The organism is Vibrio owensii CAIM 1854 = LMG 25443 (assembly GCF_000817815.1).
GTDB lineage: Bacteria > Pseudomonadota > Gammaproteobacteria > Enterobacterales > Vibrionaceae > Vibrio > Vibrio owensii.
In genome coordinates, this window is the sequence record NZ_JPRD01000043.1 from 23,698 (window position 1) to 43,794 (window position 20,097).

Annotated in this window: 19 protein-coding genes; 6 read left to right on the top strand and 13 right to left on the bottom strand. The window is 45.3% G+C overall.

Features of this window, described 5'->3' with window-relative positions; all coding sequences use genetic code 11:
* Positions 1-36 precede the first annotated feature (36 nt).
* Positions 37-537: a GNAT family N-acetyltransferase gene (locus tag H735_RS20990; protein ID WP_005439016.1), complete on the bottom strand. Its 501-nt coding sequence runs from the start codon at positions 535-537 to the stop codon at positions 37-39.
* Between the two features lie 405 nt (positions 538-942).
* On the opposite strand from H735_RS20990, the gene napG reads away from it, so the two are divergent.
* From napG to H735_RS21005, 3 genes are all read left to right on the top strand, one after another.
* Positions 943-1,713 carry a ferredoxin-type protein NapG gene (gene napG, locus H735_RS20995; RefSeq protein WP_020197872.1) on the top strand — a complete coding sequence of 257 codons (771 nt, stop codon included), beginning with the start codon at positions 943-945 and terminating at the stop codon, positions 1,711-1,713.
* Positions 1,713-2,567, top strand: coding sequence for a quinol dehydrogenase ferredoxin subunit NapH (gene napH / locus H735_RS21000; protein ID WP_020197873.1), 855 nt, complete (start codon positions 1,713-1,715; stop codon positions 2,565-2,567). The genes napG and napH overlap by 1 nt, the downstream gene beginning before the upstream one ends.
* Positions 2,568-2,771: 204 nt before the next feature.
* The gene (locus tag H735_RS21005; RefSeq protein ID WP_009704957.1) at positions 2,772-3,023 is read left to right on the top strand and encodes a hypothetical protein; all 252 of its coding nucleotides are present in this window, start codon (positions 2,772-2,774) and stop codon (positions 3,021-3,023) included.
* 37 nt (positions 3,024-3,060) lie between these two features.
* Here the strand turns inward: H735_RS21005 and H735_RS21010 are convergent, their stop codons facing one another.
* The 3 genes from H735_RS21010 to H735_RS21020 all read right to left on the bottom strand — a co-directional run bounded on the left by H735_RS21010 (position 3,061) and on the right by H735_RS21020 (position 5,993).
* The gene (locus H735_RS21010) at positions 3,061-3,306 is read right to left on the bottom strand and encodes a hypothetical protein (RefSeq protein WP_005439002.1); all 246 of its coding nucleotides are present in this window, start codon (positions 3,304-3,306) and stop codon (positions 3,061-3,063) included.
* An 833-nt stretch (positions 3,307-4,139) separates the two neighbouring features.
* Positions 4,140-4,886, bottom strand: a complete 747-nt coding sequence (locus H735_RS21015) for a metalloregulator ArsR/SmtB family transcription factor (RefSeq protein ID WP_020197875.1) — start codon at positions 4,884-4,886, stop codon at positions 4,140-4,142.
* Between the two features lie 228 nt (positions 4,887-5,114).
* Positions 5,115-5,993, bottom strand: coding sequence for an NAD(P)-dependent oxidoreductase (locus H735_RS21020; RefSeq protein WP_020197876.1), 879 nt, complete (start codon positions 5,991-5,993; stop codon positions 5,115-5,117).
* A gap of 306 nt (positions 5,994-6,299) precedes the next feature.
* On the opposite strand from H735_RS21020, the gene H735_RS21025 reads away from it, so the two are divergent.
* Both H735_RS21025 and H735_RS21030 read left to right on the top strand, forming a co-directional pair.
* Positions 6,300-6,767, top strand: coding sequence for a NanQ anomerase/TabA/YiaL family protein (locus H735_RS21025; protein WP_020197877.1), 468 nt, complete (start codon positions 6,300-6,302; stop codon positions 6,765-6,767).
* 175 nt (positions 6,768-6,942) lie between these two features.
* A complete protein-coding gene (locus H735_RS21030; RefSeq protein ID WP_020197878.1) occupies positions 6,943-8,124 on the top strand; it encodes an MFS transporter in 1,182 nt (393 codons plus the stop codon).
* 104 nt (positions 8,125-8,228) lie between these two features.
* Here the strand turns inward: H735_RS21030 and H735_RS21035 are convergent, their stop codons facing one another.
* From H735_RS21035 to H735_RS21055, 5 genes are all read right to left on the bottom strand, one after another.
* On the bottom strand, positions 8,229-9,068 hold the full coding sequence (locus tag H735_RS21035; RefSeq protein ID WP_020197879.1) for an energy-coupling factor transporter transmembrane component T family protein: 840 nt from the start codon (positions 9,066-9,068) through the stop codon (positions 8,229-8,231).
* Positions 9,065-10,846 carry an ABC transporter ATP-binding protein gene (locus H735_RS21040; protein WP_020197880.1) on the bottom strand — a complete coding sequence of 594 codons (1,782 nt, stop codon included), beginning with the start codon at positions 10,844-10,846 and terminating at the stop codon, positions 9,065-9,067. Before H735_RS21040 ends, H735_RS21035 begins: the two co-directional genes overlap by 4 nt.
* 6 nt (positions 10,847-10,852) lie before the next feature.
* A complete protein-coding gene (locus H735_RS21045) occupies positions 10,853-11,401 on the bottom strand; it encodes an ECF-type riboflavin transporter substrate-binding protein (protein WP_020197881.1) in 549 nt (182 codons plus the stop codon).
* A 310-nt stretch (positions 11,402-11,711) separates the two neighbouring features.
* Positions 11,712-12,842, bottom strand: coding sequence for an HlyD family secretion protein (locus H735_RS21050; RefSeq protein WP_020197882.1), 1,131 nt, complete (start codon positions 12,840-12,842; stop codon positions 11,712-11,714).
* Complete coding sequence (locus H735_RS21055) at positions 12,842-13,228, bottom strand: DUF3302 domain-containing protein (RefSeq protein ID WP_005438987.1); 387 nt, start codon at positions 13,226-13,228, stop codon at positions 12,842-12,844. The genes H735_RS21050 and H735_RS21055 overlap by 1 nt, the downstream gene beginning before the upstream one ends.
* Before the next feature lie 146 nt (positions 13,229-13,374).
* Here H735_RS21055 and H735_RS21060 point away from each other — a divergent pair, with 146 nt between their 5' ends.
* Positions 13,375-14,265, top strand: coding sequence for a DMT family transporter (locus H735_RS21060; protein WP_020197883.1), 891 nt, complete (start codon positions 13,375-13,377; stop codon positions 14,263-14,265).
* Positions 14,266-14,385: 120 nt separating this feature from the next.
* Here H735_RS21060 and H735_RS21065 read toward each other — a convergent pair whose 3' ends face one another.
* The 4 genes from H735_RS21065 to deoD form a co-directional block, all read right to left on the bottom strand.
* Entirely contained in the window at positions 14,386-15,969 is a 1,584-nt protein-coding gene (locus tag H735_RS21065) for a GGDEF domain-containing protein (RefSeq protein WP_020197884.1), read from the bottom strand.
* Positions 15,953-17,437 (bottom strand): tetratricopeptide repeat protein, encoded by a 1,485-nt coding sequence (locus tag H735_RS21070; protein ID WP_009704947.1) that lies wholly within the window; start codon positions 17,435-17,437, stop codon positions 15,953-15,955. Before H735_RS21070 ends, H735_RS21065 begins: the two co-directional genes overlap by 17 nt.
* A gap of 168 nt (positions 17,438-17,605) precedes the next feature.
* Entirely contained in the window at positions 17,606-19,075 is a 1,470-nt protein-coding gene (locus tag H735_RS21075) for a lactate dehydrogenase (RefSeq protein WP_027726846.1), read from the bottom strand.
* A 68-nt stretch (positions 19,076-19,143) separates the two neighbouring features.
* Positions 19,144-19,854, bottom strand: a complete 711-nt coding sequence (gene deoD / locus H735_RS21080) for a purine-nucleoside phosphorylase (RefSeq protein WP_005441106.1) — start codon at positions 19,852-19,854, stop codon at positions 19,144-19,146.
* Between the last annotated feature and the right edge of the window lie 243 nt (positions 19,855-20,097).

Here is a 20,097-nt window from a genome sequence, read left to right on the forward strand (position 1 = left end):
GTGAAAAAGCGGGAGTTTTATCATGGTGAATAACTATTAATTTTTCGGTTTTCGAATGCGAGCCATGCTATAGGTGTTGATAAACTCACCGTCTCGGAAAGAGGCATCAACAAACTCACCTTCAATCTCAAAGCCGTGCTTCTTGTACAAGCCTATTGCAGCGTCGTTATCGGCATTCACTTCGATATGGATACGTCTCACATTTAACCAGTTATCGGCAAGTTCTGTCACCGTACTAATCAACGCACTTCCAACGCCTAAGCCGTGAAACTTGTCATGAACACCAATGCCAAACGAGGCGGTGTGCGAAGTTCTCGGGCGCTGTGAATGATGAAATCCAATGTTTCCCACTACCTTGCCATCGATTTCTGCAACATAGCTATACACACCAGCTGGCATGTTCGATAGTCGCTCAACCCACATCTTGAGAGATGGCTTAGGGAGTTGCAGGGTTTCACGTTGTGCTTTTGGTTGCGAATAAATTTCGACTAGCGCAGCGGCGTCTTCAACAGTGGTTGGACGAACGATAATTTCCATGCTTCTCTCCTGTGGTTTGTTGGAATTAACTTCAATCTAACCAGAGAACGTCACTTTGAATAGCCTTTTTTTACTTTTACCCTTCAAATGGCTTTTAAATTAGTATGTTATGAGCCTCCAACTTTCACTTTTTATAGTGAATTATCATTGAAAATACCAATGAGAGTGATTTTCCGTTGAATTTTTGCACTAAGAAACTTCACCTTTATGGAGAATAATGGTGAAGTTGTATTGACTAAAATAAAGCCATTTTTATCAAAGTGTGAAGTTGGTATCTGCAACGAGTTGATTTTAATCAAGACAGGTTGGAGTTACCTCTTATGGGGTATGGGGAGCACGCCTTTTTAGCGCTATTTATGCTTAACTTATTTAAGAGCAATTAGAGCGTGTTTGAGGAAAATAATAATGAAATCCTCTCAGTCAAAAGTCTCGCAAAGTCGACGTCGATTCTTGCGTGACACTGCCCGTACCGCCGCTGGTGTGGGTGCGGCAGCGTGTGTTCTTGGATTGCAGTCTTTGCAGAGCCAAGCACGCGAAACTAAAGGTGTGCTTATTCGCCCGCCTGGCGCTTTGCCAGAAGGTGATTTTGAGTCTGCCTGTATTCGTTGTGGGCTGTGTGTTCAGGCATGCCCTTATGACACTTTGAAGCTTGCGAGTCTGCTATCCCCAGTTGCCACTGGTTCACCGTACTTTACTGCGCGCGATATTCCTTGCGAAATGTGTGAAGACATTCCTTGTGTCGTGGCTTGTCCTAGCGGTGCGCTGGATCATGACCTCACCGATATAGACGATGCGAGAATGGGGACGGCTGTGCTGATCGACCACGAAACCTGCCTCAACTGGCAAGGTTTACGTTGTGATGTTTGTTACCGTGTGTGCCCGCTGATCGATGAAGCGATCACATTGGAGAATATTCGTAATGACAGAACGGGCTATCACGCGAAACTGATCCCGACCGTCAATTCTGATGTGTGTACGGGCTGTGGTAAATGTGAACAAGCTTGCGTGCTTGATGTGGCAGCGATCAAAGTGGTGCCGACCGATCTCGCCAAAGGTAAGGTTGGTAGTCACTACAACTTTGGCTGGCAAGAAATCGACAAGCCGCTTGAAAATGTCTTACCAGCAGATAATCCAGTACCAAGTGGTGCGCTTGAGTCGCTCAAAGGAGGTCAATAATGGCCAAGAACTTAGCGCAAGATGCTGGCAAAGAAACCATCGAAAAACTGGGCTGGTGGCGTGCGCATCGTTTTCTCATTCTACGTCGATTATGCCAACTGACCATCATTATTCTGTTTATGGCAGGGCCAACATGGGGCATTCTGCAAGGCAATTTATCTTCCAGTATGCTGCTTAATACGGTGCCACTGAGCGATCCTTTGATTGTATTACAGTCTCTCGCCACAGGTCATATTCCAGAGTTTAACGCTTTCCTAGGCGTAGCGATTGTGTTGGTGTTTTACGCGATTCTTGCTCCGCGCGCTTTTTGTGCTTGGGTGTGCCCGCTCAATATCGTGACGGATTTTGCTGCGTGGCTGCGCAGAAAACTCAATCTCAAAGCGAGTTATCGTTGGTCGCCAAATATTCGCTACTGGTTAATTCCCGCATTGATGCTTGGCAGCGCGATTTCGGGTTCAGTGCTCTGGACTTGGCTGGATCCTGTTGCGGCGCTGCATCGTGGTTTGGTATTTGGCATGGGCGCTGGCTGGGTTTTGATCTTATTGGTGTTTGTGCTGGATTTATTGCTAGTTGAGCACGGCTGGTGTGGTCACTTGTGTCCATTGGGAGCAACGTACAGTGTGATTGGTAGCAAGAGTTTAATGCGAGTCACTGCCGTGCGCCGAGAAGACTGTACTAAGTGCATGGATTGTTTTTATGTTTGCCCCGAGCCGGAGATTTTGCGTCAACCGTTAAAAGAAGGCGACCGTCGCGTGATGGATCAAACCTGCATGAGTTGCGGGCGTTGTTTAGATGTTTGTCCTGAAAAGGTGTTTGAGTTCCAGAATCGACTGAATGTGAAGAACATTGAATAACAAAACAAAGAGTAAGAGAACAAAGAGCGAGTTTAGCTGGTAGGCAGTCTAGTTTTGCTTAATTTTTCGATGCCATCAAAATATTATTGAGCTTAATTAAGATTCATCACTGTTATAGAAATAGCGTATTCCTTTTTATTAACCACCCGCGTACCTGGGTGGTTTTTTTTGACTGTTATAACGTGAATGAAAGACTCTATTGTTATGAAAAGCCTCTTAGTTCCTCTTGTTTTACTTAGCGCTGGTTGTGTTAACCAAGCTCAACCCACTGGACGTGAAGTTGACATCATCGTTGTTGCTCCTATGGAGTCTCAAGTCAGAGTCACTTATCAAGAGCACAATCTATTGAATACCGTTTACCTTAGTGGCGAAGCATGCCGCTTTGATATTGGGCCCACGACGATTAAAGGCGAGGGGGCTTCGGTTGAGCTAAAACCAAATGGCCAGTGTCGATAAACACTGGCCATTTTAGGAAGGAATGGAAGGTGGGCGCTTAGTCCGACTTTTCGTCTTTGATAAGGCCTTTTCTTTCTAGTCGCTTTTTAGGGTTAACGCGATGGTCGACGCCTAGCGCTTCTTTCGTAGTATCCGCGATCGTCTCATCAAGCGTACAACGGTTACCTACAACCTTCGTTACACCGTTAGCCAGCTTCTTAGGGCTACATTTTGGGTCGATAGGGCCAGCGTTTGCGACCACAGGAAGCAGTGACAATAACATCACTGAAAATGCGTATTTCATCTCATGAATCCTAATCTCTCAATTCGGTGCTTAATTTAGCATCGGTAATAATAAGGATTTAGGCATTCCCAAGATTGTTCATCATCCAGATGACTATAGACGTTTAGGTCGGTATAGAAAGTTGAAAGCCCTCTCTCTTCCGTGAGAAAAGGGCTTTCGATGAGGCTTCACCTCATTATCACTAGGTGTGCGGTCTGCTTGTTTAATGGAGCAGGTAGTCCATGCTGACTAGCTGCCGCCAAAGTATCGAACTGCTGACCACAACCCACAAAACGGTCTTCGCGATTTTAGCGTTTCGCATGGGTATTCCCGATTATCAAAGATGAAATATTGATTGAGCCAGTTGTTTGGCTGATGCTCAGATGATACCTCAATGAATACTAGCCGAAGTTATCACCTTTAAAACATATCGGTCTGGAATGCCTACACACTGCATCTTTTGAAAAAAAGCCCACCTATGGAGTGGTAGGTGGGCAAGGCTTATGTGGAGTCACAAACTGCTACCAGCTGGAGTCGGGACCGTAGTAGCAAGATACTTACAATATCGTTTGCTTGTGTGTTCAAAAAGGCATCTTAAATAAAGCGATTTTGGTCGATGCCCAACAGAAAAATGGTTAATTTGCTCATCTAAAACCAAGAGGTATGGGTTATACCCAAAATCGGAAAGATTGCGCTTTATTATTTTAATATATCAATGGTTTATATTTTGGTTGGGCTTGGGTAATTACCAAGCAATGGAATTGACGAAACGATGACAAGGTGACACTGCTTCAAATAAAAATATTCAGCAGCGTCTCTGGATTAAATGTAGCGGTGTGGTGGGAGTGAAGCTCTTATTGCTCGTTCTGTTGCGCGGCTTTTAAGCACGATTTCTCAACGTTAATGATACCAGGGTTACCAACGCGAACCGTTTGCAGTAAATGCTTGATCCACATCGGCAAAGATGGCGATAAGCGGTAATGAATCCAAAGACCTTGGCGTGTGTCTTTTAAGAACGTGGTATCGCGCAATAATGCTAAGTGGCGAGAGACTTTCGGCTGGCTTTCATTTAACGCGTTTTTAAGATCCGTGACCGTCAAGTCTTGTTCGTCTTCCAAAAGCATTAATATTTTCAAGCGTAGCGGATCGCTCATCAGTTTAAAGAAGCTGCTCGGATCAACATGCGTGTTGTTCTCTTCGCTATTGAGAAGCAAAAATAGGCTAATGCGCTCCATCAGTTCTTTGGCGGTATTTTTAAATGGCTTAACGCCTTCCAGTGGTTTGGGATCAACAAGATTCCAATGCAGCTGATCGACATCTTGCTCGAAAATAACACATTCATCTTTTGCGTTGTCACATAAGGTGATGACAAAGTCGTAGTGCTTGCTTTCAACTTCCGCATAATCTTTAGAGCGAAGCCCTTCACTCGTGATGTTTTGCCCATCTAAAACTTCAAACACTCTTGGGTCGACTTCACTTGGGTGAACGCCTGCGCTGTCAGCATGAAAACGGTCTCCTGCCATGTGGTTAAAGATCGCTTCGGCAAGTTGCGAGCGAGCGGAGTTACCAGTGCAAAGAAATAGGACTTGTTTTTTCATCATATCAAACTAAAAAATGCGGAGGCGTATGCCACTGTGACCATTGATAGAAGACAGTATAACGCTGCATGGGGTGAACAAGAAGCACTCGAACGTGCATCAGGTTCTATATTAACCGTTTAGACGTGCTAGATATGAAGAATCGTGATGAAAAAGTGGGGAATAGAAAGTTGGAGTGGGAAGAGTAAAGTAGCCTTACTGCGACGTTTGCGCAGTAAGGCTCAATCCGAATTACTTCTCTAGCTTAGTGAAGTAGTCGAAGATTACTGGTACGTCAGATTGACCTAGGCCAGCGTTTAGCGCTGATTGTAGGTTTGCAGAAGTACCTTCAGCGATAAGAGACTCAGTACCTAGGTCTTTTACCATCTCTAGGAAGTAACCAAGGTCTTTGTTTGCGTTTGCAATAGAGAAACCTAGGTTTGGATTGCCATCTACAGCGTAGTTCTTACAGAACTGCATAAATGGTGAGTTTGATGGGCCTGCAGACATGATGTCGAACAGTTGTTGACCATCAACACCAGCAAGTTTTGCAACCGCAAACGCTTGAGACATGGTTGCTACTGTTGTCATACCCATGAAGTTGTTTACAAGCTTCGTCACATGACCAGAACCTAGCGCGCCTAGGTGGAATACGTTCTCGCCTTGCTCATCAAGTACTGGCTTCACTTTGTTGAATGTATCCATGTCACCAGCAGCCATGATGTTTAGTAGGCCTTCTTTCGCGTGAGCAGGAGTACGGCCAAGAGGTGCGTCAATCATGCCTGCGCCTTTTGCCGCTAGATCTGCACCAATCTTACGAGTAGAAGCTGGGATAGAAGTACCGAAGTCGATCAGCACTGCACCTTCTTTGATGCCTGCTAGGATACCGTCTTCTGCGTAAACCAGTTTCTCTACAACTTCTGAAGTGGTTAGACAAAGCATCACGATGTCACTTGCTGAAGCCAGTTCTTTTGCAGAGCTTGCTTCTTTCGCACCACGAGCAACACACGCTGCAACCGCTTCTTTGTTCAGGTCCATTACGTTTAGTTCGTAACCACGGTTTTGTAGGTTCTCAACCATGTTGCCGCCCATTAGACCTAGTCCAATGAAACCAATCACAGGTTTTGTCATATCTAACTCCTAAAATATACTATTGTATGATTATATGGTCATTATAATATTCGCCTGTCTGGAATTTGCAATGAAAAAATTGCCCAAATGTGTTGTCGGATCTCAGTTTCTTCTTGTGAATTAAATTTTATGTTTTTGTTTTTAATTCATATCAATGGGTTATGTTCAGTTTTGACGCTTGAAAAGGTTGAGAAGCTAGAGGCATGAATTCACGGTTTTGTGATCTGGCGAGCATACAAGTCATCGTAAGTAGAATAAGTTCATTTGTATTACAAATATATCTTGTTTTATTTACTTGAGGCATTTATGCACACCGGACATTTAGCACACTTAACGTTCCTTTCTTATTTATCTCCTAAGCTGCAAAGCGTCATCGAGATAGCAAAAGATAAGCTCAGCACACCGATTGAAAATGGTAAGTATGAGTTATTTGGAGAATCGGCTTTTATGATGGTGGTTGAAGAGCAAACTCAGCCACTTGAACACCGACGTTCTGAGATCCACCGTAACTATCTAGATGTACAAATCCTGCTCGAAGGTGAAGAGGTATTTGGCTACAGTTTGAATCCTTTCACAGCAATAGAAGAAGACCTGCTAACAGATAAAGACGTGGCCTTCAGTGAACAGTTGGTTGATGAGAAGTTCATAAAAGTGGGGGCCGGAGAGTTCATTATTTTCTATCCGGGGCAACCGCATCGCCCATTGGTTGCTACAGAGACAGGACCGGCATCAGTTCGTAAGGCAATCATCAAAGTACATAAAGATTTTTTGTAAAATAAACTTTAAAAAATAACGACATAGCCGCTTTTTAAACGCAAGTTTAGAGGCGGTTTTTTATTCTAACTTTCGGAAATTTAAGTAAAAAACAGAAAGTAAATACATAATAATGATATTGCGAATTTGTTACATTTGGCGGTATGATGGCGGCTTCATATCCTAAGGACTCATCATGAATATGCCACAGAAAAGTTGGAGAACGCCACAAAACTTTCTTCTGCTGATTTCCATTATTGTTCCTATTGCCTTCTCCACTTGGATGGCGCTACTGAACAACTTCGTTATCGAAAAAGCCAACTTTGATGGTGCTGATATCGGCTTACTGCAAAGTGTGCGTGAGATTCCCGGTTTTCTTGCTTTCACTGTTGTCTTTGTTTTGCTGTTTATCCGCGAGCAACGTTTTATGTTGGTCTCGCTCGCCATGCTGACACTGGGCACGGCAATCACAGGTTACTTCCCATCTTTGTTTGGACTTCTTTTTACTACCTTGTTGATGTCGACTGGTTTCCACTATTTCGAAACACTGAAGCAATCTTTGTCCTTACAATGGCTTTCTAAAGAAGAAGCGCCAGAGATGCTTGGTAAGTTCATCTCGGTTGGGGCGTTGGCATCTTTAATTACCTATGGTGCGATTTGGGTACTGCTAGAACAGCTGAAGTTGGATTTTAAGACGGTCTATTTATTGACAGGCGGTACGGGTTTTATCCTGATTATGGTGATGGCGTTTGCGTTCCCTGAATTCAAAACGGAAGTACCACAAAACAAAAAGTTGGTGCTGCGTAAGCGCTACTGGCTTTACTATGCATTGACCTTTATGAGCGGTGCTCGCCGTCAAATCTTCACGGTCTTCGCTGGTTTCTTGATGGTGGAGAAGTTTGGCTATTCGGCAGCGGACATCACATTGCTTTTCTTAATCAACTATTTGTTCAACTTCCTGTTTGCTAAACGTATTGGTCGCTTTATCGGAGCCGTTGGTGAGCGCAAAGCATTGATGTTTGAATATGTGGGATTGATTTTTGTCTTCGTCGGCTACGGTTTAGTGCAAACCGCGGAGTGGGCGGCAGCATTGTACGTGATTGACCATTTGTTCTTTGCGCTGGCACTCGCAATCAAAACTTACTTCCAGAAGATTGCCGATCCGGCAGATATGGCATCAACCGCTGGTGTGGCGTTTACCATCAACCACATTGCTGCTGTCGTGATTCCGGTAACCTTTGGTGTGATTTGGTTGGTTTCACCTTCAAGCGTGTTTTACATCGGTGCCGCTATGGCTGCAGTGAGCTTGTTACTGTCTTTGAATATCCCAGCTAAGCCGGGAGAGGGTAATGAAACACGTGTGTTGAGATGGAACTAAGTTAGTGCTTACTACTCAATAAGTTAACGCGAAAACTGGTTATAAAAATGGGATGCAGAGGCATCCCATTTTTGTATTCGGTTTTCAACGTGAGACTGGTTCGTTTAGAACGGATACCAAAACAGTTGAGTGTCTATGACGCGTTTGCTAATCGCTGCGGCAACAATCACGACGATGCCTGCCATACACACCATATCGGCTTTGGTCAGCGGTTTTAGGCTGTACCAAGTACGAGAAGAGTGACGCCCAAAACCACGCAATGTCATCGCATTAGAGATTTGGTCGGCGCGATCTAGGCTAGAGAAAATCAAAGGGCCTAAGATCTTAGAAACGTTCTTCATGCGGGTAAACAACGGCGCTTTCTTACTCAGTTCAACACCACGAGCTTGTTGAGCGTGCATGATGTTCACGAAGTCTTTCTTCACTTCTGGCAAGTAACGCAAGGTCAAACTGACTGCATAAGCGATTTTGTAAGGCACACCCATACGGTTCAAACTTGCTGCAAACTCAGTAGGATGCGTAGTAAACACAAACACCAAAGCAATTGGGAACATACTGAAGTATTTCAGTGTCACGGTAACCAAATAGAACAAGGTCTCTTGAGTAAGTGAGTAATTACCCGGTAACGATAACAATACCGTTGTTGAGCCCATGTATTCACTGCCTTGCTGCGGCGCTAATGCGAACATAAACAGCGCATTAATCAATAAAACACTGCCTGTACCGATCAGTAAAGGCTTGTACACATGGAAAGGTACCTTGGTCATTTTTAACAAACCAAGACCTACAACGATCAGTAGAGCAATGATGCGCAAATCAAAGGTTGTAAGTACCACCGTTACCCACGCAATGAACATCAAAAATTTGGTAATGCCATTGAGTTTGTGCAGTGGTGATTGGGTATCGATGTAGTTGATACCAAACTTCATCTTGTTGTCTTTCATGCCACTACTTTCTCAATTTTCTTAGCATCATTATTTTGTGAATCTTGAGCTTCTGAAGTTTGTACATCGGCGTTGTTTTCATGCTCTCGACGCGCTTTTTCAACGTCAATAAAGTGCTGCATAAAGTCGTTTGTGTTCTCAATGCCTAACTCAGTAGCCAGTTCATACAAGCTAGTCGTCGCCAAGTTTGCTTGGTCTAACAGTGCTGGGGAACTAAACACTTCGGTCATTGGTGCGTCGGCAATCAACTTGCTATCAGCAATCACGATGGAACGAGTGGTGTACTCCAAGACCAAGTGCATGTCATGAGAGATGATCATCACCGTAATGCCAAGTTCACGATTAAGCTTCTCGATAAAGCTCAGCATTGATGTGTAGTTACGATAATCTTGACCAGCAGTAGGCTCGTCCAGAATCAAAAGCTCAGGCTCTAGGGCAAGAATCGATGCAATCGTCACACGCTTCTTCTGACCGTAGCTTAATGCTTCAATTGGCCAGTGGCGGTACTTGCTCAAACCACACAGCTCAAGGACTTCCAATACCTTCGCTTCGACTAGTGTCTCTTCAACGCCACGGTTACGCAGGCCGAAAGCCACTTCGTCGAAAATCATGTGATGCGAAATCATATGATTTGGGTTTTGCATTACCACGCCAACCTTTTGGCTGCGCTCGAAAATGGTTAGCTCGTTTAAGTCTTGGCCGTTCAAGATCATCGAACCTTGGTCTGGTTCAATCACGCCCATCACAAGCTTAGTGATGGTGGATTTACCAGAGCCGTTTTTACCCAAAACCGAAACGAATTCGCCGCGTTTTACATCGAAGCTAACGTCTTCAAGTGCGTTTTTCTCACCATCGTATGAATAGGTAAGGTTGCGAACAGCCAGAAGAGTCTCGGCTTGCTTTTCAACGTTGGTTGCTTTTGAGGCTTCAAACCATGCGCTGACGGCGGATTGGTATTGCGCCAATGGCAATGTGCTTAAGCTCGATGGCTTTGCATCGCCTTCAATCGCGCAGCCTGCTTCTTTCAAAGCAGAAAGGTAAAGAGGCTCACGGATACCGTATTCTTCAAGAAGCGGGGACGCTAAGATTTCATCTGGTGTGGTATCTGCGATGATTTCACCACTTTCCATCAGAATGATACGGTCAACAGAGCGGTGCAGTACATCCTCAAGACGGTGCTCGATAATGATGATGGTTTTACCCGTTTCACGGTGCAGATCATCGATAATCTCGATGGTCTTCTTACCCGTCTTTGGATCAAGGGCAGCAAGTGGTTCGTCAAACAACAAGATGTCGACGTCATCGACTAAAATACCCGCCAAAGAAACGCGCTGCTTTTGACCGCCTGATAAATCGTGAGGAGAGCGATCTAACATCTGTTCCAAATCGACCATTTTGGCCGTCGCTTTGACCAATGGGTACATGTCGATGTTAGACATCAATTGGTTTTCCAACGCGAATGCGATGTCTTCACCAATGCTCAACCCAACAAATTGGCTGTCCGTATCTTGCAGTACGGTACCAACTTGTTCGGTGAATTGGTGCATGTCAAAAGGGGAGGTGTCTTGACCGTTGATGGTCAGTTGGCCACTGGTTTCCCCTTTGATAGCGTGTGGGATCAGTCCGTTAAGACATTGGCCAAGGGTAGATTTACCACTACCACTTGGACCGATAATGACGATTTTCTCTCCTTTCTCTATCCTTAGATTGATATTTTTTAGCGTCGGTTTGTCCAGCGACTCATATCTAAAAGAGAAGTTAGAAAATTCGATTGTCATTCGACATTAAGCCTCTGCTAAGTTGCGGCTTTGCTTGTTACGTTTTGCGACAGACTTAAGAATGAAGAAGCCAACAATAGCAATAAGAATGGTGTTACCCAGTGCGATGATCGACAGCTGTGTAAATACCTTAGTGAACGGTTCTGCATACAAGATGGTGTCTAGGAAGGCTGAGCAGCCGTAACCAAATACGTTACCCAATAGAGCAAGCACCACGAACAACGCGAAGTCTTTCATATTGAAGTCACCTTTCTCTAGGCGGTTGCGTGTTAGAGAAGGGAAAAGACCGATAATTAAACCGACAATGCCTGAACCAAGTACCCAAGTTAGCCATACGCCCCAGCCTGCAAATAGGTCAGTAACCCAGTGGCCAATGAAGCCAACCAAGAAGCCTACAAGAGGGCCGAATAACACTGAGAACAATGCCAATACCGCCATTGCTGGTTTCAGCGTCGTGTTTGCAAACACAGGAATGCCAAACATTGGCAAACCGCCGATGCCGTATAGCGCAGCACCGATTGCAATAACCACTACGGTTTTAGCAGAAAGATTCATAGATAACCTCAGTTCAATTGTCGATTTTAAAGAACGTTCACTTGCTTTGTTTTATAGCGCTGATTGTGTAACAAAGTTAGGAAACAACCAAGCTGCTTATTGTTTGCTCTGTTTTTCTTCAAGAAATGTGTGATTGGATTCACGCATCCCATTGACTGGCTTAGTTTTTCAGCAAGCATCAAAAATAAGGCGCGCATTATACAGAATATTGATAAAAGTGGGAATGCTATCTATCTGGATGGCTAGAATGAAAACAGGGGCTGACTGTCAGCCCCTGATTACACTTTTTGATGCGTTTTTCGCCATTAAATTAATGGTCTAGGTATAGGTAGTTTTGCCAGCTCTTCATGCGGATAAGCACTTTTCGCATGATAGAAACGTGGGTAAAGCTATCTGAATAAACCGCGACCTCAACCGCCGTACCGAGTGGTAGGTGATACTCAGTCAGATCATCAGTGATTTGCAGAGTAACAAACACACGACCACTGGTGCGAAGTGCATCGGTACCCAGTAGTGCACCACGTGCTTGGAATTGGCTTTCCGCGATGGCAGGTAGCACTTCGATGACCTTACCTTTGAACACTTGTCCCGGTAATGCACGGAACATAAACTCGGCCTCAAAGCCAGGCTCTAGGCGTTGCAGAGAGTTTTGACGGAACGCTGCGGTGTACAGTTTTTGTTCGGTATGAACGAAAGTCATCACAGGAGCAAGTGGCAGCGGTACCGCCATTACGCCCGGACGCAATGCTAACTGAGTCACGTAGCCGTCGGTTGGCGCTCTCACCACTGTCTGATCGAGGTTGAACTCCGCTTGGCGTAATTCGGCCAATAGTGAAGCAACCTGCGTGTTTTCTCCGCCGACTTCAGAGTCCAACGCAATTTGTGCTTGTTCACGTTTGGACTGAGCAACTTCAAGCGTCGCTTGAGCCGCTTTAAATGCTTGACGGCGAGTATCCAATTGTTGCTCGGTGAAGGCGCCACGATCGAAACCGCGTTGGTAACGGTCGAATTCGCGTTGCGCTTTGTCACGTTCAGCAAGTGCTTTGATGACTGCAGCTTCCGCTTCTTGAACGCCAGACTCTAGTCCTAATGCACCTTGGCTGGCTTCTTTCACTTTCGCTCGTAACTTATCCACTTCCGCTTGGAATGGAATCGGATCGATACGGAAAAGTACATCATCTTTCTGCAATGGTTGGTTTGGTTGAACAGGTACTTCAATCACTCGGCCATGAACGCCAGAAACGACGGGTGTAGTTGAGAAGACTTGGTTACCAATTTGCGTGAACGGATGGTTGTAGTTCATCAGCAAGATAAGCGTACCGACCAATACCACACCACCAAGAACAGCAGTTGGAACTGTCCATTTGTTCAATGGGATATTGAAGATTTTGAAAATCGCGATACATAGCGCGGCGTAAGTCAGAACCAGTAGTAAATCCATTATTGTTCCTCCTTACCTTGTTCTTTTTGTGCTGGAGTGCTTGACGCTGGCTTTTCGCCTTTCAGCGTAGAGACTTCTTTTTTCAATTCGTTGACTTCATCTATTAGCTCTTCGAGGCGATGATGGATATCATGCGTTTCTTGTTCGAGTTGTTTGAAGCCCCAACCTCGTTCTTTGCGCCATAATGTCGCCCAAATCCAAAGGAAAGGCCAAAGGGCGTGAAGTGTGAAAAGGCTTACCCAGCCAGCGTAATGAATAGCGTCTTGGTGAGGATGCTCGCGCTCTTTTGCTATTTCATAAGGAATATCGTGAATCACAATGATTCCGTAGAAGATAACCAAAGCAACGAAAATGAGTAACCCAAGTGCAAAATAGTCTAGAAACATCTTACTTCCCTGTGCTTGTTGCTAAATAGAAAAACTTACGTAAATTAACTGTTTAAGTATTTGATGAAACAATAAGTGAATCAAGTTATTTATAACTCGATGCGCTGTTATTGAGAGATACGGCATGCAATACGAAGGAGTAAGCAGTGCAATATTCAGGTGAGATTGCTGCAATTTGCGCGGCGGTCGTTTGGGCGGTTGCCACATGGATATACAGTCAGTTCAGTCATCGTTTTTCAGCGATGCAGTTGAACATCGTCAAAGGCATTATTGCATCAGCGATGATGCTGGTGGTCATGCCATTTCTGCCGCAGGGTATACCAACACAAATTGAACCGTTACATCTCGCTGTATTAGCGGTTTCCGGTGTGATTGGTATTGCCATTGGTGACAGTGCTTACTTCGCCGCGTTGAAGCGCATTGGTCCGAACAAAACCTTATTGCTGGAATCTCTTGCTCCCCCGCTATCAGGCGTGCTTGCTTTGGTGTTTCTTGGTTCGGAACTGACATTACAAAGTTGGTTTGGCGTCGTGGTGACAACCGCAGCAGTGACTTTTGTGGTCTTTCAGCCTTCTTCTTCAGGTGAAGAAACAAATTGGAGTGGCATTGGGTTTGGCCTGTTGGCGAGTGTATGCCAAGCTTCGGGTGTGGTGATTTCGCACTATGCGTTGGTTGCAGGCGATCTTCCACCGTTACTTGGTGCGTTAATCAGGCTCAGCATTGGTGTGTTAGCGGTTTGCTTGGTGATTAAAGTCGTTGAGCCCGCACCGTTTAAAGGCATCAAGCAGCACATTCAAGAGATGGGTAACAAAGCAATGGGATGGTTGTTACTGGCGATCTTTGTCGGAACCTTTCTCGCCCTTTGGCTACAACAGATTGCGTTGAAGTACGCCAACCCAGCGATAGCGCAAACTTTAATCGCCACCAGCCCGCTGTTTATCTTGGTGATTTATGCGATCAAAGGTGAGAAGGTTGGCGCGAAGAGTGTAATAGGAACATTGGTCGCGCTTGGCGGTATTTCATTGTTCTTTCTTTAAGCCTTTCTCTTAGCAAGAATAAGCAAGATATAAAAAACGCCCCAGTTTGAGCTGGGGCGTTTTTTATTGTTCAGAGTTTGGTTTGTGGGGCAGAGCTTTGTTTATCGTTGAGGGCTTGGCTTATAGCTCAGTACACACTTGATTTCGGCCGTTGGCTTTCGCACGGTACAAGGCTTTGTCGGCACGATAGAAGGTACGTTGAGTGTTTTCACCTTCACGATGTAAGGTGATGCCGATGGAGACGGTCAAACCGCGCTCGCCCAAGATTTCATGCCAACCAAACTGGTAAATGCGCTCACGGTAATTTTCTGCGTGCATTTCAGCTTTAGCGACTTCAGTGTTTTCAAGAATCACCAAGAACTCTTCTCCACCAAAACGTACACATGAAGACCCACGGAATTTAAAGTAACCGGAGAGTTCTTTCGAAACGTTCACAATGGCTTTATCACCCACTAAGTGGCTGAGCTCATCGTTAATCGATTTGAAGTGATCAATGTCGATAACCAGTAAGGCAAAAGGCGTGTCGTGCAGCAGCAAATCTTTGAGCTTCACTTCCAACCAACGTCGGTTGTGCAAAGACGTCAGAGGGTCTGTGAACACGTCTTGTTGCAACTGGGCTACCGTATTTTTGTGTTGTTGGGTCGTCTCTTTCAGTTCTTTGTTTTCAATCTCTGAAAGGATTAGTTTGAGTTGTAATTCAAATCGAGTCAGGCGGCGCAACTGTGCAGGACCTAGCTCGCTGATTGGAATGTGTTTCACCAAGTCAGATTCAACGCGAAACGCTTTCTTCTCGTAATTGAGTGCCTCTTTGAACAAGCCTTGCGATGAACACACTTGGCTCATTGCATTGTAAAAGCGGTTCGCAATCAATGGTGAAGAATGTTCGTTGATGCGTTTGCCAGTCGAGGCCAACAGTAGGTTTGACAGTGATGGGTGGCCGACTTCATTCAAACAATAAGCCGTCTCGATTTTTACCATGGTTGAGAGCCAGAATGTGTGCTGCTTACCGGTTGCGTACTGGATTTGAGAGATGGCAAGCAGCGCTTCGTTGTACTCTTTTTGTAAACGGTGCAGTTTGGCTCGGTATAAATGAATCTGGCCGGTTAGGTTTTTATCACTGACCAAGATGCTGAGTTCTTCACATTCGCTGAGCAAGTCTGTCGCCGCGCCGATGCGCTGAAGGCTGATGTAACACGCCAACATATAGAGTTTGTAGCGCAATCTCAGCGAGCGGCTACCAATCGCATGATCAATTGCATCGATCTTTTGGTAGTAGCGTAGAGCGCGATTATGATCGCCATACGCATCACACAGATTGCCCATCCCAATGATAGCTAACACGTACTCGTCAATGTAACCGTATTCCACCGATATATTGGAGGAAGAGATGTACTCGGTTAATGCCGCGTTGTAGTCGCCTTTCTCGACCAAGCGATCACTCAAGCTCGATTTCACCGAAAGAATGTCTTCGACGTCCTCTGGCAGTTTGAGTAAATCTAGTGCGTGGCGTAGCTCTTCAATGCTTTCTGTTAACTGTTTAATCTTGCTGCGGTACTCGGCACTGATGATATAGCAATGCGCTTTCTCTCGATTGGTTGAAGCAATGTGTAGGCGAATGTGTTCCCACAAGATCAACGCCTCTTCACCAGTGACTGAAGAGGGATCCATGCCTGCATCGGTGACCTTACTAAGCAGTTGTTCCATTCTTCATTACCTCAATGTGGCTCTCTTCCAACTGCTCTAATGTGAACGGGAAGGTTAGGATGTCCTGTAGATAAAGGGTCGGCTTAGGGCCAGTTAAACCGCGACGTTTCCAAGGGTAGATGTCCAACATAGCACAGACGGTGCGGTAGAGATCTTCAGCGGCTTGATCCTTTTCAGCAATCAACATCGCTAGACGGTCGCTGCTCAAGCGCGAGATAAGATCACTAGAAGTGGTTAGCGAATGGACTAATTCGGTACAGATGTCGAGAAACGCTGGATCGGAGTGGCGGATCATGATGATCGCATGATTAGAGCGTTTTAATTCGGTCTTAAACAGAACCAGTTGTTCCCACCAATAGGTTTCTGACACTACATTTGAGAACTGCTTTTCTGGGTCATATTCATGTTGAGCACGAATACGGTTGATGAGTTTTCTTGCTCGCTGTTCTAGCTGGCGTTTTGAGCCACGAGCTTTGTCCATGCTGACTCGGTGTGTCTGCTCTTTAAGCATCTTGAGGGCATGTTTGCGATATTTTTGAAACGCTTGGAAAGCGAGCTCGTAATTGCCTTGCTCTTCGGCAACTCGTGATTGTTGGAAGCAGATTTGGCTGAGTAGTTCACCGTTATCAAACGCGAGCGCGGATTGTTCGGCGGATTGCAAAAGTTTTGCAGCACTCTCGGTGTTTTTACGCAATAGTTCGAGTCTTGCTCGACTGATGAAAGAGTGGGCCTTCATCCAAGTCAGGTCTTGCTCTATCGCGAGCTGGTGGGCTTTTTGCGTCGCTTCTTCTGCGGCATCGAGACGTTCTAAGCCAAGAAGCGCAAGACCTTTAAAGTCCCATATCTCAGCTTGCCAAGTGCTGTCTTCATGATCTCTTAGGACTTCGGTTGCTCCGTCTAAAACGGTGAGCATTTCAACAAAGTTGTTGAGTAGGTAGTAATCCCAAGCTAGCAGGATTCTCGCTTTCCCTTCTAACCAAGCAATACGGACGTTATTTGCCACTTTAACCGCAAGTTCGTGCGTGGAAGCGGCAAGCTTATGTTCGTTAGTGATTCGCCAAACGTTGCCTAGGCCAATTAAGGCTTCGATTTGAATCTCGATGTCGTCGACCAAGGCTGATTGCTCAAGGGCGTTAATCCAATATTGTTGAGCGGAGTAATATTTTGCTTGTCCCCAATATTGCAGTGCGAATAGGTGGAGAATTTCTGGAAGGTGATCGTCAGTATCGAGTTGAATTTGAATATTGTAAGCGTCTTTAATCAGCTTTAGGCCATGACGATAGTCCATGCTACACCAGCATGCGTGCGACATGATGATAAGTGCGCGGATCTCGCCATCGACAAATAGAATTTGCTCTGCACGAATACGGCACTGTTCTGCGATTCGGAATGCTCGCTCGGGATCAGATTTTATCTGGCCTTCAAGGGCGTTGAGCTCGGCCTCGAGCTGAATTTGGCTTTTATCCAACGTTCACATCCATGACTATCGAACTGGAATTTACACCTAAAAACAAGGGTTAGATGCATTTATCGTTTTGGTGTGGAAAATGGCCACACCAATAAGGAATCGGATACTGTAATGTATACCGTGTTCAACACTTACTTACCACTCATAAATGAGTAAACTGTTAAATAGTCATGACAACAATTGTTTGATCGTTAGCGGTGCGTCTGTGACCTTCAGTCTTTGAGCAGCAGTAAGTCCTTGCTTATCCTGATAGCACAAATTATGCCAAGCTCTGAATATATCTAAAAGAGGCAATATCCCGGCAGGTCGTAATTTGCGACGTGGCTCGTTGATGAAGCTCTCAAACAGCAGTTGGAAGCGGTTTTGATAGAACTGAATGTGACGTGTTGTTGCCACATTAAACCAGGCTTCTGGCTCGTTTTTATCGCCAGCTAAATAGCAAATACCCTTGTTGCACTCATACTGGCTAGAAATCGCCCAGCGATCTCGCCACCAACTCATGTAGGCAATGTCTACTTTGCCAAATGGCGCACTCAAGTCCCAAATCGCGTCCTCTTCTACGTACATCAGATCTACATTTTTCTCTTGGATACGAGACAAACAAACGCTCAACGCAGCAGAGCGGAGCAGGGGATCTTGAGGCATGTAGATAGAAACGCGCTTCTCAGGGCAGCACATATCTAGCACATGAAGATAGTGCGCATAAGAAGTGTATGGCGGACGAATCAAAGCGCCCTTGGATGGGTAATGGAACACCGAAAGGTTACCCAAAGGATCCTCAACGTTGCCACGAGCCAGAATGGTTTGATATTTCTGATCGATGCGCTCACGCAGTTTTTTAGATGGTGCTGGTGGCGGTTCACTCGCTTCTGCTGTGTATTCTTGTGAGACAAAGCGAGACACTTCATCGTATGGGTTGTGATCCAGTGTAGCGACTGGCTCATCATCAGAAGAGTAATTCACATGCTGACAAAGGATATAACCCGAATGTGCTTCACCTGAAGCAATCCAGTAAACGCCATTATTGCTGTTTGGCTGCAGCGCGACATAGTTTGATGCGAGCTCATAATGCTCAGCGTGGTTTACCCAGCGTGCATCAATCGTCGCCAGTTTGCGTCGGCAACGGCTAGCGATGTGGTCAACATGATCGTAAAAGGTTTTTGGGTTGATGCTGAGTTTACGGCAGATTTCACGAACGGAATAACCAGTAAACAACAAGCCCATCAAATTCTCTTGGAATTGAAGCTTTTTGTTGGCACCAGACCATTTATCGACAAAAGTACTTTGGCACACTTTGCAGCGGTAACGTTGGCGATCGCCACTGTAACCGAAAGCGTGATAGAGGTGTTTATGAGTATGGACAGAAAGCCCAAAGTTATCGCAGTCATCGTTGCGACAAGCAGGTAACCCGTCACTGTGGACGTGACGCAGACGATGAAGTTCGTTCACTACATCGCGGTTATTAAGTAAGGGGGGGAAAGCTCCACACTCACGGCATACCATCGCCGGACGTTTAGGGTTAGCATGTTGCAAAACGTATCGCTTTGCATCACTCAATCCAAAGTTGTCACACGCCAATGTTTTACAAAAGTTGAGTTGTAACCCATCTGCGTCCCTTGGCAGTTCGCCGTTAGACACAATCGCCCCCTCGGGATAATTCTTGCAGCCGGTCAGGCCCCGGCTGCTATTTACTACTTAGGTGTTTCTTAGATGTTGATTGCTGTTTCTAGAGCAACTTTCATCATGTCGTTGAACGACTTTTGACGCTCTTCAGAGCTTAGTTTTTCACCACGGATGATGTGGTCAGAAACTGTTAGGATAGTTAGAGCTTTCGCACCTAGGTCAGCAGCAACGCCGTAGATACCAGCCGCTTCCATGTCTACACCTAAGATGCCTAGTTTTTCCATTTTCTCGAACAGGTCTGCTTCTGGTGTGTAGAACAGGTCTGCAGAGAATACGTTACCAACTTTAACCGGTACTTCTTGAGCACGTGCTTGGTTAACCGCTTCTTCTAGAAGACCGTAGTCAGCGATTGCAGCGAAGTCGTGGTTGTTGAAACGGATACGGTTAACTTTTGAGTCTGTAGATGCACCCATACCGATAACAACGTCCATTAGTTTCACGTCGTCACGTACTGCACCACAGCTACCTACACGGATAACGTTTTTCACGCCGTACTCAGCGATTAGTTCGTGTACGTAGATACAGCAAGATGGGATACCCATGCCGTGGCCCATTACAGAAACTTTCTTACCTTTGTAAGTGCCAGTAAAGCCGAACATGTTGCGAACGTCACAAACTTGTTTCACATCTTCTAGGAACGTTTCTGCGATGTATTTAGCGCGCAACGGGTCGCCTGGCATTAGAACTGTTTCAGCGAAATCACCTGGTTGTGCGTTAATGTGTGGGGTTGCCATAAGTGCTCTCCAAAGTTTTGTTCAGGTAAAACGCATCAATTATAGAATGCTATTACCAATTCTGTTGAACTTGTTCGTTTTCGTTGAGGCCATAATATCGGGACAGGGTAAGGGGACTTGAGAGTTAAGTCACAAAACGGTCGGTTTTAGTGTTTAAATATTCTGTTGATAACTAAATCTGTTGAAAGCAAAAAGGCAATCGATTTGCTTTTGAGCAGTTTGTCGATTGCGCGCACAAATTCT

What these genes read in the sequence shown, in the direction of transcription:
- H735_RS21015 (WP_020197875.1), bottom strand. Translation starts at nt 4,886, where the DNA reads ATGATGAAAAAACAAGTCCTATTTCTTTGCACTGGTAACTCCGCTCGC.
- H735_RS20990 (WP_005439016.1), bottom strand. Translation starts at nt 537, where the DNA reads ATGGAAATTATCGTTCGTCCAACCACTGTTGAAGACGCCGCTGCGCTA.
- H735_RS21005 (WP_009704957.1), top strand. Translation starts at nt 2,772, where the DNA reads ATGAAAAGCCTCTTAGTTCCTCTTGTTTTACTTAGCGCTGGTTGTGTT.
- H735_RS21050 (WP_020197882.1), bottom strand. Translation starts at nt 12,842, where the DNA reads ATGGATTTACTACTGGTTCTGACTTACGCCGCGCTATGTATCGCGATT.
- H735_RS21020 (WP_020197876.1), bottom strand. Translation starts at nt 5,993, where the DNA reads ATGACAAAACCTGTGATTGGTTTCATTGGACTAGGTCTAATGGGCGGC.
- H735_RS21055 (WP_005438987.1), bottom strand. Translation starts at nt 13,228, where the DNA reads ATGTTTCTAGACTATTTTGCACTTGGGTTACTCATTTTCGTTGCTTTG.
- H735_RS21040 (WP_020197880.1), bottom strand. Translation starts at nt 10,846, where the DNA reads ATGACAATCGAATTTTCTAACTTCTCTTTTAGATATGAGTCGCTGGAC.
- H735_RS21030 (WP_020197878.1), top strand. Translation starts at nt 6,943, where the DNA reads ATGAATATGCCACAGAAAAGTTGGAGAACGCCACAAAACTTTCTTCTG.
- H735_RS21035 (WP_020197879.1), bottom strand. Translation starts at nt 9,068, where the DNA reads ATGAAAGACAACAAGATGAAGTTTGGTATCAACTACATCGATACCCAA.
- H735_RS21025 (WP_020197877.1), top strand. Translation starts at nt 6,300, where the DNA reads ATGCACACCGGACATTTAGCACACTTAACGTTCCTTTCTTATTTATCT.
- H735_RS21045 (WP_020197881.1), bottom strand. Translation starts at nt 11,401, where the DNA reads ATGAATCTTTCTGCTAAAACCGTAGTGGTTATTGCAATCGGTGCTGCG.
- H735_RS21010 (WP_005439002.1), bottom strand. Translation starts at nt 3,306, where the DNA reads ATGAAATACGCATTTTCAGTGATGTTATTGTCACTGCTTCCTGTGGTC.
- napH (WP_020197873.1), top strand. Translation starts at nt 1,713, where the DNA reads ATGGCCAAGAACTTAGCGCAAGATGCTGGCAAAGAAACCATCGAAAAA.
- H735_RS21065 (WP_020197884.1), bottom strand. Translation starts at nt 15,969, where the DNA reads ATGGAACAACTGCTTAGTAAGGTCACCGATGCAGGCATGGATCCCTCT.
- deoD (WP_005441106.1), bottom strand. Translation starts at nt 19,854, where the DNA reads ATGGCAACCCCACACATTAACGCACAACCAGGTGATTTCGCTGAAACA.
- napG (WP_020197872.1), top strand. Translation starts at nt 943, where the DNA reads ATGAAATCCTCTCAGTCAAAAGTCTCGCAAAGTCGACGTCGATTCTTG.